At 48.4% G+C, this 12,788-nt stretch carries 10 protein-coding genes; 8 read left to right on the forward strand and 2 right to left on the reverse strand.

Annotated features, from left to right (window positions below; translation table 11 throughout):
- Window positions 1–31: 31 nt before the first annotated feature.
- Both DSM08_RS00615 and DSM08_RS00620 read left to right on the forward strand, forming a co-directional pair.
- Complete coding sequence (locus DSM08_RS00615; RefSeq protein ID WP_149524315.1) at window positions 32–2,194, forward strand: mechanosensitive ion channel family protein; 2,163 nt, start codon at window positions 32–34, stop codon at window positions 2,192–2,194.
- A 19-nt stretch (window positions 2,195–2,213) separates the two neighbouring features.
- A complete protein-coding gene (locus DSM08_RS00620; protein ID WP_149524316.1) occupies window positions 2,214–2,468 on the forward strand; it encodes a hypothetical protein in 255 nt (84 codons plus the stop codon).
- A gap of 500 nt (window positions 2,469–2,968) precedes the next feature.
- Here DSM08_RS00620 and DSM08_RS00625 read toward each other — a convergent pair whose 3' ends face one another.
- A complete protein-coding gene (locus tag DSM08_RS00625) occupies window positions 2,969–3,583 on the reverse strand; it encodes a DUF4142 domain-containing protein (protein ID WP_149524317.1) in 615 nt (204 codons plus the stop codon).
- Window positions 3,584–3,710: 127 nt separating this feature from the next.
- Between DSM08_RS00625 and DSM08_RS00630 the strand changes: the two genes are divergently transcribed.
- Window positions 3,711–4,220 carry a PA2169 family four-helix-bundle protein gene (locus DSM08_RS00630; RefSeq protein WP_187773926.1) on the forward strand — a complete coding sequence of 170 codons (510 nt, stop codon included), beginning with the start codon at window positions 3,711–3,713 and terminating at the stop codon, window positions 4,218–4,220.
- Between the two features lie 161 nt (window positions 4,221–4,381).
- Here DSM08_RS00630 and DSM08_RS00635 read toward each other — a convergent pair whose 3' ends face one another.
- A complete protein-coding gene (locus DSM08_RS00635; protein WP_149524319.1) occupies window positions 4,382–4,582 on the reverse strand; it encodes a hypothetical protein in 201 nt (66 codons plus the stop codon).
- A 637-nt stretch (window positions 4,583–5,219) separates the two neighbouring features.
- Here DSM08_RS00635 and DSM08_RS00640 point away from each other — a divergent pair.
- The 5 genes from DSM08_RS00640 (at window position 5,220) to DSM08_RS00660 (ending at window position 12,773) form a co-directional block, all read left to right on the forward strand.
- Window positions 5,220–5,810 (forward strand): RNA polymerase sigma factor, encoded by a 591-nt coding sequence (locus DSM08_RS00640; RefSeq protein ID WP_149524320.1) that lies wholly within the window; start codon window positions 5,220–5,222, stop codon window positions 5,808–5,810.
- 68 nt (window positions 5,811–5,878) lie between these two features.
- On the forward strand, window positions 5,879–7,042 hold the full coding sequence (locus DSM08_RS00645) for a FecR family protein (protein ID WP_149524321.1): 1,164 nt from the start codon (window positions 5,879–5,881) through the stop codon (window positions 7,040–7,042).
- Between the two features lie 66 nt (window positions 7,043–7,108).
- On the forward strand, window positions 7,109–10,438 hold the full coding sequence (locus DSM08_RS00650) for a SusC/RagA family TonB-linked outer membrane protein (protein WP_149524322.1): 3,330 nt from the start codon (window positions 7,109–7,111) through the stop codon (window positions 10,436–10,438).
- 15 nt (window positions 10,439–10,453) lie between these two features.
- The gene (locus DSM08_RS00655) at window positions 10,454–11,920 is read left to right on the forward strand and encodes a RagB/SusD family nutrient uptake outer membrane protein (protein ID WP_149524323.1); all 1,467 of its coding nucleotides are present in this window, start codon (window positions 10,454–10,456) and stop codon (window positions 11,918–11,920) included.
- Between the two features lie 7 nt (window positions 11,921–11,927).
- Window positions 11,928–12,773: a DUF4843 domain-containing protein gene (locus DSM08_RS00660; RefSeq protein ID WP_187773927.1), complete on the forward strand. Its 846-nt coding sequence runs from the start codon at window positions 11,928–11,930 to the stop codon at window positions 12,771–12,773.
- Window positions 12,774–12,788: the final 15 nt, after the last annotated feature.

The following is a 12,788-nucleotide window of genomic DNA, read 5'->3' on the forward strand; positions in this document are numbered from 1 at the left end:
GCAAGTTAAGGGAGCATGAAGATTAGAAGCTATGAAGATACCGTATATGGATTTGTTAGGTCGCATCGTTAAACCGATGATCTGGATTATTTTTTGGTTATTGCTTTTTGGGCTTGCTAGCGGACAGCAGCAGGATTCTACGTTGAGGGTAGACAGCCTTTCGGCAGGAGATACCTTCACTGACTGGAAGACTTTTATTGCACAGAAAGGTCGTATTTTGGATAGCATTAAACGCAATCAAGCTTGGGAGCGCGCCACGCCGCAAGAAGCTGAAGTCGACACGGCGATAAGGCAGCTCCAATTGCTGTATGCGGACATGCGGAATTTCCAGCAGGCGCTCTCACGGGTAGGAAGCAACGGGATATCGCAAGACAGTATGGGTAGGCCGAAGCTACAAATAGCAGATTCCTTGGTGCAGCAGACGGATCGGAAGGATTCCTTGCTGCTGATGGAGCGGGAAGCGAATTACCTGATCAGCGAAATCACCCATCAGCTCAACCTTTTCGATAAACTTCGTGAAGAAATCGTTTTGCGTGAATCCAGGCAGGCCCCTAGGGAACTTTGGATTCCAAGGCTCAAGAAAGTTGCCGATAAGAATCTCACCAAGGACGGGGTGAGCGCACCCTTGCTCTCTTTGTCGGCATGGCATGGACAATTCGTACTCTTGTTGCTGAGTTTCCTCTATTTTTATTGGATATACAAAGCGGCGCGAACATCCAAGCAAAAGGATGAGCTTCCGCTTTACAAGAGCCAGCCCCTGCATATACCGATTCTGAAAACGGCGTTGCTTTTTCTTGTCCTCTTCCCTTTATCCTACCCGACCATTCCCGTCTGGACGCTGGAGATTCTATTCTTCACCATCTTTGTTATCCTGTATCTGCTGCTTTATAAGGAATTATCCAGCTTCAAACGCCGCGTAATCCACGCGCTATTTTTTTATTATCTGCTGCTTATTCTGACGAATTTATTCCTGCATGAAGGTCAGCTAATCCAAGGAATTGCCATCTTGGCTAATGTCGTTGGGATCGTTATTTTGTGGAATTTTGGAAAGAAAACTGACAAAGATAATCCGATAGGCTTTCTGCCGATGGCGATCGTCTGGCTGCTCATTGGATGCCATACGGCCAGTGTGCTACTCAATATGCTCGGCTACCTTAATGTAGCGCGCATTGCCAGCCTAACGGCCACGCTGGGTTTGGTCCAAGCACTTTCGTTAAGAACATTCCGGGATATGCTTCTTCATGATCTGGAAAGCATGTTCGATAGACCGCGTAGTGACTCCTTTTTCGCGCACATGGACCAGACCAAGGCGCTACGGAGCCTGGATCGGCTCATTGTGCTTTGTAGCCTCGCGCTGGTTTTGGTGGTGCTGTTGTCGAACCTTCATTTATCAAGTGAGGCCTGGCGGCATTTAAGACTGTTTCTCCAAAGGCAGCTTACCGTAGCGGGGATGGGTATAGGCTATGGCGATCTGATCACTGCGGGGGTGGTGCTCTGGCTCGCCAATAAGCTTCAGCGTTCACTTGGAACTTTCTTTTCCCGTGGCCGTTCTGCCCGACGCGGCTCGGTAGTCACCTTACTACCTTTAGTTCGTTTGGTCATTGTGGTGATTGGATTCTTGGCGGCCTTAGGAATGCTGGGTTTAGGACTGGATAAGCTTACCGTGATCATCGGAGCCCTGAGCGTTGGAATTGGGCTGGGGCTACAAAACGTCGTCAATAACTTTGTCTCGGGTATTATTCTAATTTTTGAGCGGCCATTCAAGCTTGGGGATTACGTCGAGCTTGCCGATAAAAAAGGTCAGGTGGTTGAGATCGGGATTCGATCCAGTACCCTTGTGGCTGATACCGGGGCTCGGGTGATCATTCCAAATGGCGATCTTTTATCCGGACGGCTGGTTAACTGGACCTTGGCCAATTCCGAGACCTATTTTAACATGTCGCTGTCCGTGGAGGAGCCGGTGGATTTAGCGTCCTGGAAAAAGGAACTGATAGCCTTGGCCAAATCGGAACAAGAGGTGAGTCCAACGGCGCGCGTGCGCATCACCACGACGCAGATCGATGTACAACGTTACCTGCTTTCTATCCAGGTAGCCCTACCTAGTGAGCTGGTCGAGGTATTCCGCGGCAAATATCTTGAAGCGATTAAAAAGTCCGCCAGCGCCAAGGACTTGAAAATTTCCTCAACGGCGTAGTACAACTAAAAAAACAGGCATGGAAGAAGCAATTAGACCCCGAGAGATTTCAATCATTCGGCAGCAACAAGGAAGTTATACGGATGCCTACAGCGAAGAAGTCTATCTTCGCTGCCCGGATGGAGAACAGGTACTGCTGGAGCTCGATAAAATTCGAGCGCTCTTTGCAACGCGCAGCGATTACGAGGATCTTAGCCCGCCCGAAACGCCCCTGTTGCTGACTTTCCGGAACAAAAACACAGGTAAATACATTCGCTTTAGCACCTCAGGATAGGTTTGTAAATTACGGTGAAACGCACCGATTGCATTCATCCCCCCAGGCAGCCAACAACTTTTGCGCATCTCTAGCGTGATTTTGATGGATTACGTGTATTTGGGGCGGCTCTGGAGGGCTGCTACCCGCAAGGCTTTCGTGCGGGAGTTTAGGAATGAATGTAGATCACAAGAGCGGCAGGTTTCAGCTGAGTGTGGGTTGGGAGACGATCTTACTCTGCTGGCCACCACAAGGTCAGCCAGCGATGCAAGGTAGCCTGCAATCCTTTGTACGGCTTGTTAAAAAGGTCGGTGCTTTTTGCTATGGAAAAGGATGTTCGTTCATCATCAAAATGCTTGGCAAAGGCGTCAATAGGCCTCCTGTTGCTCAATCAAATCATATTGAGTTACGGGGGTCATCAACCGTGATCCTTCGATAATCCATACCATACCACAATTTTATTCCACACCTCATCGCGCGAGCCGGCGTTCTGCTAAACTTGAAAAGGGATGAGCGTAAAGCTAGTTGAGCTGCTCACGTACATCTTTCACCTTTTGCAAAAGCACCTTAAACTCTTCATGAGTCTTGGTGGCATAGTTCCGCAGGTCGTTATCTTCTAAGCTTTGCGCTGCATCCTGTAGGTAGCCAATGGCCTGCTGCATGTGATTCTGGCTAATGTCGATATAGGCCATATTAAAGGCCTCGGCGGTTTTGGTCTTCAACGTTTCTAGAATCTTTCGATGTTCGATATCTAGATCTTGCGGATAGTGGATGCCCTTATCCATGGCCAGCGCTTTCAGCTCCGCGTTGCCGCGCCGCTGTGCACTGATCATATCGGCTGCATAGTGGGTTAGCTCAGGGTTTTGAACACGCTCCAAGGCAAGTTCTGCTGCCGCGAGCTCCGCAAGGCCTAGGCGTGCAATGTTCATCACAAAGGTGCTATCACCCCGGGATTGAAGCTCGGAAATGCCTTGGTCACCTTGGTGTAGTTCCATGGAGGCTGAATCTGATTCGGATGCCTGAGAGCGCTGTTCTGAGGTGCAGCTCCCCAAAAATAGGAGTGAGGTGATTATTAGTGTCGAAAAGAATGTATACTTCATAGGATATATTTTAAATCTACTTGCTAACCTGAACACTTCACCGCGTATTTGGTTTACCCTGAGAAATTTTTTCGCTTATTCGGGACACATGCATCCCCCCACACTACAAGAAATCGGAAACTATTTTGAGCGGAGTTGTGTCGACAATTCAGTAAAAATTAAATTGAACGAAATCCTAGAGTGTGTGTTTATTCTAAAAGCATATCCCATGGAAAAGAATTTACAACAAATTGAACTGCTAAGACAGGCCATTACGATTAATAACGATCGAGTAGCAGGCTACCAGAAGGCCATTGAGCTCGTCCAGGAGCAGCATCTTCGCGAGCTGCAGAATCTATTTCAACAATATGCTGATCAATCAGCCGAATTTATCGCGCAGCTGAATTCCTTGCTAGAGCAGTTAGGTGGGGAGCAGGTGGATGGCACGAAGTTTAGCGGAAAGATCTTTCGTATATGGATGGATGTAAAGACCTCGCTCTCCACCTCGACCATGCAGGCCGTTTTAGAGCTGTGTGAAAAGGGCGAAGACGAATTCAAGAATAGTTATAAACAAATCCATGAACTCGCTGCGGTGCAGCACTACACTGACCTTGCAACCTTGTTAATCCATCAGCTGTCTGTGCACCAGGCTGCCCATGAGCATATCAAGGTGCTACGCGATCAACAGTCCTAGGTTTCTTTACCCCTGTTCCCCCCATCCATCCAACATCGTTCGACGTTGATTTCATCTATATTCAATCCCTGACCCCCAAGTCAGGGTTATTTGTCTTGTACGGAGCAACTCGCTATTTTTCACGGGCATTCAGGAGATACCTAGCAGCATCGGAACGAGCGCTATTGCGATGAATGAATACAGATTCGAAATGCCGAACCGACCTTAGTTTCTTTGATAATGGTGGCTGCTGGAACGAAAGAACTAACGCCGAAACTCCTTTTTTTGCTTAGCGCACGCAATAACCTACCGCTCCATTTCTTGTGCTGCACCGATTTTGCTGTGCGCTCTTGTTGAGCTTTAGAGAACTGAGCTGAATTCATCGACTATAGCAATAGTACACAGAATTTTTCGCAAAGTTATTCTACTTATAGTGCGGAAGTGGTATATTTGATGATCCGGAGAAATCCTGGTAATTTTGTAATTGAATGGCCAACCTCACCTCGGGTTGGCTTTTTTCTGTAAGGTCTGTTGCCTAAGGCCATCAAAAACTTGTATCCCCGCTGTTGCTTCTGGTGGCCAAGCAAATTGGGTTGCTTTATTTTTTTCTGGGCAGAATATAATAAGACGGATCAAGCCAAATCGCTGGTCAATTTCTCGATGAAAACGGTGGAGTGGTGAAAAAATACTTGCACTAGCCGAGAGAAGAACTAGAACGCTTTGCGAACCTCATATTGCTCGATGATTTACGGGGCGCCGAGCCATTGGTTATGCTGTGATCAGAAGTCGATCTGAAGGTCACTAATTCTTTGATCGGTTGATGCGTTCCATCCATAGCTCGCGGGTATTTGCGCTTTCTAGACATCATGGGACCTTCAGGTGAAGAGCAGCTTTTTAGATACCGTCAACGGCCTGGAAAGTGAATTCCACAATTTTGGGAGGAGAAGAATTGCCGGCGGATTTGCGAGGCCTAAAATCAATCTATGTAATTTTTCTATATTTGCAGTTATTAGATAGCTAATGAATAACCTAAGCCTCCATACAGACCACCAGCTATTGGATTTGATACAATCCGGTAAAATACATGTATTTACAGAACTATACAATCGTTACTGGGACAAGCTGTTTGCGGTCGCTTACAATAGGCTACAAAATATTGAAGAGTCCGAAGAATGTGTGCAGGATGTTTTCTGCAAATTCTGGGCAGTCCGGAAAGATTTTAAATTGAAGAATCAAAGCCTTCAGAATTATCTCGCGCATTCGGTAAGGAACCAGGTTTTTACGGTACTAAGCAGGAGGTACCGTGCCCAGCAGAAGAACCAGCAGCTGGGACATCAACAGGACATTGAACCGCTAAACCCGGAACGCAGCATGATGCTGAAAGAGCTTGAACAGCAGTTCAACGCCGCCATCGATAACCTCCCCCCGCAATGCAAGTTGGTCTTTACCCTGCGGCGCCGCGAAGGACTGTCCGTGGATGAGATCGCAGAAAAATTACATATTTCCCCAAACACCGTAAAGTCCCACCTAAAGAAAGCTAACAGCGATTTAAGAGACAATTTGGATCTGTTTTCCCTGGCAGTACTGATCTCACTGGTTATCTATCGTTAATTTTTTTTAATACCACTCACCCCTAGTGGTTTTTTTTTGGTCTATAGGTATGATCGAACAGAACCTTTATGAAAAATATCCCAGACATCGAGCAATTAGCCGACCGTTTTAAGCGGGGGAACATCAGTAAACAGGAGTTTCAGCAACTTGTGGAATGGTATACCTCTTTTGATGATACCAAAGCCCACATAGAAACAGACGAACCCTTGGAGCAAGAGCAGCTTAAAAACCGGATCCTTAACAGCATAGTCCAACGAGTTCAAGCGGATGAAGTGATGACAGGCGCCTTGGCTGGCACTGTGCGGAAAAAGAACCTGTGGTTATGGCGCGCAGCGGCAATCCTGCTGCTGTTCATCATTGCGGGATTATCCTTCTTTCAATACCGGCGTAGCCAGCAAGCCCCAATGCATGCCGATGCGCAAGCGTTGACCCTGCCTACTGAGCAGGCACGGTTAAGGCTTGGTGATGGGACGGTGATCGAGCTTCGCCCCGACTCGAACGGTCTGATTTCCCGAGAGGAGATTACCTATGCGCAGGGCGGAGTCCTCGTGGACAGCGAGTCGATTCAAGAAAAGCTTCAGAGGCAACCGATCGCTTTGGAGACCCCACACGGAAAGCAGTTTCGGGTCGTATTGTCCGATGGAACTCAGGTTTGGCTGAATGCCAATTCGGTGCTGCGTTACCCACATCGGTTTGCGCAATCGGCCAGGGAAGTCGAGGTGGTCGGTGAGGTCTTTTTTAAGGTAGCGCAAAAAAGCGATGCGAACGGTCATCGCATTCCTTTTCGCGTCAGGACAGCACGCCAGCATATCGAGGTCTTGGGCACCGAGTTCAATATCCATGATTACCCGGGTTTATCCTATGCCCATACGACGTTGCTAGAAGGGAAAGTCGCGGTAGACCAGGCAGGACAAAGGTACACGTTAAAACCAGACCAACAGTGGACAGTGCAAAACGGAAAAGCCAGCGTGAGGACCGTTGCTACGGATAGCTATGTCGCCTGGCGCCATGGGAAGTTCGATTTCAACAACAAGGCACTAGACCAAGTGCTTGATGAAGTTAGCCTCTGGTACGGCATCAGTGTAGTCTATCCCGACGGCGTCCCGCAAGTAGAACTGACAGGCGATGCTTATCGCGATGACGATTTTAAGCTCATTCTACGACTATTGGATGTAGCGAAGGTGTCCTATACGCTTGACATACCCAATAGGAAGCTAATTATCAAGAAGTAACCCTTGATGTTTTCTCCTTTGATGCCAAATGGTGCAAGTTCCGCCAATGTTTAACCTATTTAACCAATGAAACATAAATTAGAAACAATGATGTCCAAAAACAGTCTTTTGACTCTCTTCTTCCTCTGCTGTTGCCTTCCATTTGTATCAGGGCAGCAAATCAGCCTGTCAGGAGAGAACATCCCTTTTGCAAAGGTACTGGATGCTATCCGGCAGCAGACAGATTACACCGTTTTCGGTAGCAAACTAGAGATCCAGCGAGCCAAGCCGATCACGATCCATGCGGTGAATATGGATTTAAAAAAATTTTTGGAAGAGGTAACCAAGACAGAACCATTCAAATTTTCGATCGAGAATAAGATGATCGGTCTTTCCAAGATTGATCGCGCTCAGGCGCGGCCTACCACGGCGCGCGATGCAGCTCCCGCTACCTTAGCGGGCCGTGTGACGCGTCTGGATAGTGGTTCCCCAATTGCAGATGCAACTATCCGGATACTTGGCAGTTCATATCAGACCAAGAGCAACGCTGATGGAGCATTCCAAATTCAGTATCCGGCAGGGCTGCAGGGGCAGGTTGCAGAAGTTTCCGTATTAGGCATGGAGACGCAGAGAATACCCTTGAATACCAGCGACTTGGGTGCGCTTATGGTGAAGTTGACAGAAAAGAAGCAACAGATCCAGGACGTGGTGGTTACCGGGATTTTCACGCGCCGCAAAGAGAGTTTTTCGGGAGCCGCTTCGAGCTATTCGGGAGATGATCTGCGGCAGGTGAGCGGCCAGAATGTCCTTCAGAGCTTGAATATCATCGATCCCTCATTCAGGATTGTCGAGAATAATGCATTCGGTTCGGATCCCAACCAGCCCCTGAACATCGAGATTCGCGGAAAGACCAGCGTAGCGGATTTAGATGATTCCTATGGAACCAATCCAAATCAGCCGTTATTTATCATCGACGGATTCGAGACCTCGATGGACCGTATACGGGATCTTAGCATGGACAGGGTGGGCTCGATAACGATTCTGAAAGATGCCACCGCGACTGCGATGTACGGCTCCAAAGGTGCCAACGGAGTGGTGGTAGTGGAAACCGTCAAGCCCAAGCCCGGGAAATTAGGACTGAGCTATCAGCTACGTTCGCAGTTCAGCGCTGCTGATCTTTCCGATTATAACTTAATGAACGCCAGAGAAAAGCTGCGCTTTGAACTGCTCGCCGGTGAGTATGGAAAAGTCGATCAGAACGAACATATCATCGATAACATTTACGGCAAGGAATCGCTGTATTTTCAAAGGCTCCGCGAGGTCGAACGGGGGGTAGATAGCTATTGGCTGAATGAGCCCCTGCAGCTAGCCGTAGGTCAGGTGCACGATCTGAATGTTTTTGGGGGCGATCAAGCCTTTCAATATACGGTCGGACTGAATAAGGCGCTTACCCCGGGGGTGATGCGTGGCTCCAAAAGAGATGTGACTGACGGTAGCGTAAAACTGATCTACCGTGTTAAGGGGTTTTCTTTCAGCAATGAGTTGAACGTACGTTTTTCCGAAGCCTCAGACCAGCAGGTGCTCTTCAGTCAGTTTGCGCTCACCAACCCCTATTACCGAAAATATAATTCGCTGGGCGAAGTGGATAAATTTTTGGAGTATGTTGACGGGGTACCGACCGCCGGCCGAGCGAACCCCCTCTACGATTTAAACAACAACAATCTGGATAAGACGGCAAACCAGGAGATCATTAATAATTTTAGCCTGGATTGGCGAATACTGGCCGGACTGAACTTTCGCATGAACATTGGACTTCTGCAAGGGCGAGCGGGACATGAACAGTTTATCTCGCCACACGATTCTCGTTTTAATGAGGTCCCTTTGCTCAACAAAGGGGAGTATGCCGAATCAAATGAGAAAATCATGAACTACAACAGTATGGCCACCCTGACTTATGGTAAGAGCCGGAACCACCACACGTTTAATCTGGTCGCCGGATCGATTTTAAACAGCCGACACAGCAAAACAGCGAGTTTTAGGATTCAGGGTTTTGCGGATGATGAAATCATTAACCCCGCGCTCGCCGCTGCCTATCTCCCTTCGGATCGCCCCGGATATAGGGATCTCAACAGGCGTGAAGTCGGCTTTTTATTAAATACGAACTATGGCTATAAACTGCGCTATCTGTTTGATGCGAATCTGCGCGTGGATGGGTCTTCCATTTATGGCGTCAACAAGAAGTTCACCACCATCTGGAGCGTTGGAGGGGCGTGGAACTTGCACAATGAACCCTTCATGGCGGATGCTTCATCGTGGCTCGGTCAGCTAAAACTGCGGGCATCGATAGGGAATCTGGGCAATCAGAATTTTAACGATTATATTGCCACAGCGATTTACGCCTATCAAACCCAGGTCTCCAATCCTTTCGGACCGGCCCTGCTGATTCAGGAGTTTGGCAATCCCAACTTGGCTTGGCAGAAAACGTTCAATCGTAATTTTGGGCTGGACTTCGTCGCCTTACGCGATCGGATACGTTTGACATTAAACCAGTATACCAAGTTAACCGATCCGCTTCTGGTCCGGATGAGCCTTCCTTCCTCCAACGGGACTTCTCAGTTTTCAGAAAACTTAGGGACCCTGGTGACCCAGGGCATCGAGGCCGATTTGAGCATCGCACCGATTCTGCGGTCAGATTTCTTCTGGAGACTAGGGGTGTCGGCGACAAATAATAAGTCAACCTTTGAAAATATAGGGAATCAGCTTGCCGAGTTTAACAAGAACAACCTGAACAAAAATATGATCCGTTATTATGATGGGGGCAGTCCTGACGACCTGTGGGCAGTACCTTCATTAGGCATCGATCCAGCCACGGGAAGGGAAATGTTCGAGAAGCTGGACGGGGAGGAGACCTTTGTGTACGACAACCAGCATGAGAGGAGAATGGGAAGTACCCGAGCGACGCTCGACGGAAATTTCAATACCAGCCTTTTTTATAAAGGATTTCAGTTTCAGATGTCGTTTCGTTACCGCTTTGGAGGGCAGGCTTTTATGCAGACGCTCTACCATAAGGTCGAGAATATCTCGCAGGGCAACCTCGGATATAACCAAGACCGCCGGGCCCTGTCCGATCGCTGGCAAAAGCCAGGTGATTTGGCCCAGTTCAAAAGTATTTCCGACTTATCCTATACGCCGATGAGCTCGCGCTTCATTCAGGACAACAACGAACTGATACTGCAGTCCGTCTCTGTCTCTTACCGGTCTCAAAAGCTGCGGTGGCTGGAGCGTATTGGAGCCAAATCCTTCCAAATCGGGATGGTTTCTAACGACCTGATGCATCTTTCCAGTATCGTCAACGAGCGTGGCATCGATTATCCTTTTGCTAGAACAGTTACGATGAATCTAGGACTCAGCTTTTAAAATAAAAAATAAATTATGAAAATTTTCTACAAAACGATGTTGTGCCTTTTTTTAGGACTAGCCCTATCGGGCTGCCAGAAATGGCTGAGCGTGACTCCAAATGACCAGTTTGCAGCCGAAGATTTGTTTGTGCGCAAAGAGGGATTTTTTAAGGCGCTCAACGGTATATATACGGGAATGACCAGTTCGAAAAGCTACGGACAAGAGCTTAGCGCCGGCGCAATCGATGTCTTGGCAAGAACCTACCACATTTCCAGCAGCCTGCACGATTACCATACCATCAGTACTTATCAGTATACCGATGCCGAGAATAGGACAATCTTTGAAGGAATTTGGAAGAAGAATTTTGAGTTGATAGCCAATTGCAATGTATTGCTCGATCGCATACCTCAGGCGCCATCGGCGGTTTTACCGGAGCCCTATTACTCCATTGTAAAGGGCGAAGCGCTTGCCTTGCGGGCATTTTTGCATTTCGATATCCTTCGGCTCTTCGGTCCACTTTGGGAGCAGGACGCTATGGATTCCCCATCGTTGCCCTACGTTTCGGTGTCGGGAAACCAGGTGCAGCCCCTGATTTCTGGGGAAGATTATCGGCAAGCTGTCATCGAAGACCTCGGAGCCTCCGTGACCCTGCTATCGGATGATCCCATTCGAAGCCAGGGCGTACGCCACTCCGATAGCCCTAGTGGTGATAGTTTTCTCTATTATCGGCAGTATCGAATGAATTACTTTGCGGTAAAAGCGCTGCTATGCAGAGCCCACCTATGGGCAGGGGAAAAAAGCAAGACTTTCGAGCTTGTCGAGGAATTCCTCAAGGAAACCCAGCAAACGAATCAAGCGATCTTCCCGTTTACCTCCGGCAGTGCCGCTGTTCATACTACCTTGCCTGACCGTCTGTTTTCCACGGAGGTTATCTTTTCCCTATTTGTCAATAGCCGGAGCGATGTTTATAACGCGCTATTCAGCTCGTCCCTGGCCAGGGAGAAACGTCTTAGCTTTGATATGACGGGCACCTCCTTCGATAGGGTCGCCGCATTATATGATGATCAGAACGACTACCGACGCAGGATCTGGCAAATCAGAACGGATAATAACCTGCCCGCCTTAGTCAACGCCAAGTATGAACCCATCGCCGATGCACCCGGAGCGCATATGATTCCGCTCATCCGCATGAGCGAAATGCTGTTGATGGCCGCAGAAACCAGTGCTTCGCTCGAGCAGGGGGTCGCCTATTTAAATCAGGTGCGGCGAAACCGAAACTGTATCGACCTTAAGCCCGATAGCCAGGACGCCTTATTTAGGGCGATCGTGGATGAATTTAGAAAAGAAACGATCGCCGAGGGCCAGCTTTTCTTTTTCTATAAGCGAAACCGGCTAGAATCTATACCGCGCGCAGACCGCTTGACGGGCTCCGCGGCGATGCTGCTACCCAATTATGTGGTACCCTTGCCAGAGTCTGAGACATCGATACGAATTAATTAATCAACCTATGGAAAAGAAAAGAACTGCGATTATTTGGATTTGTTGTTTCATGCTCCTGTGGAGCTGTAAGAAAGATTATCAGCATTATTCGGGGCCCGAGGGCGTTTATTTCGGTGTTCGGTATGATGGTCATATCAACGATCAAGACGGACCCTACCAGTCCAGCACCCACATTGAGTTCATGAAATTGGGGCTTCAACAGATGGACCTCCAAATTCCCGTGCTCATTACAGGGGCGAGCAAGAGCTACGACCGGGTTTTTAAGATATCGGTTGTCGCTGATTCAACCACTGCCGTGCCAGCAGTACATTATCAGGAACTGAACAGACAGTATATCATGCCTGCTTACAGTAATGGCTGCCTGGTGCCCTTAAGGTTATTCTGTGCTCCAGATCTTGACACGATAGAAAGAAGGCTGGTGCTGCAACTAGATGAAACGGAAGATTTTGTAGGGGCGTTCTCTTCTTGGGATCCCCCCCTAGACATTACCGGCCATCATCCCGCGCAGAAATTCGATGCGACGCGTCATACGATTTATCTGAACAATATCATGGTGAAGCCCAATCAGTGGTTGGGTTCGGTGCTTGAAAATGGCGAAGAGTTCAATGCTTTGGGGGCATTTACGCGGCGAAAGATGGATTTCATTACCGAGCGATTGGGCGTAAGCTACGCGGATTTTGCATCACCTTCCAGTATGTCGGTGATCCGTATAGGGCTCATCAGCCAGCAGCTGTCCAAAATCCTCATCGAACGGTTCAACGCCGGTGATCCGGTGCTCGAAGAAGATGGCAGGCTGATGTATGCAGGACAAGTCCCCTGGAAAAGCTATGTAGGAATACCCTGGAAAAAATAAATGAACTTATATCAA

This window comes from Sphingobacterium hotanense (assembly GCF_008274825.1).
GTDB classification, from domain to species: Bacteria; Bacteroidota; Bacteroidia; order Sphingobacteriales; family Sphingobacteriaceae; genus Sphingobacterium; species Sphingobacterium hotanense.

Bases quoted from the DNA above. Each gene is read 5' to 3' on its own strand.
- DSM08_RS00620 (WP_149524316.1), top strand. From the start codon at position 2,214: ATGGAAGAAGCAATTAGACCCCGAGAGATTTCAATCATTCGGCAGCAA.
- DSM08_RS00645 (WP_149524321.1), top strand. From the start codon at position 5,879: ATGAAAAATATCCCAGACATCGAGCAATTAGCCGACCGTTTTAAGCGG.
- DSM08_RS00615 (WP_149524315.1), top strand. From the start codon at position 32: ATGAAGATACCGTATATGGATTTGTTAGGTCGCATCGTTAAACCGATG.
- DSM08_RS00635 (WP_149524319.1), bottom strand. From the start codon at position 4,582: ATGAATTCAGCTCAGTTCTCTAAAGCTCAACAAGAGCGCACAGCAAAA.
- DSM08_RS00640 (WP_149524320.1), top strand. From the start codon at position 5,220: ATGAATAACCTAAGCCTCCATACAGACCACCAGCTATTGGATTTGATA.
- DSM08_RS00655 (WP_149524323.1), top strand. From the start codon at position 10,454: ATGAAAATTTTCTACAAAACGATGTTGTGCCTTTTTTTAGGACTAGCC.
- DSM08_RS00650 (WP_149524322.1), top strand. From the start codon at position 7,109: ATGAAACATAAATTAGAAACAATGATGTCCAAAAACAGTCTTTTGACT.
- DSM08_RS00660 (WP_187773927.1), top strand. From the start codon at position 11,928: ATGGAAAAGAAAAGAACTGCGATTATTTGGATTTGTTGTTTCATGCTC.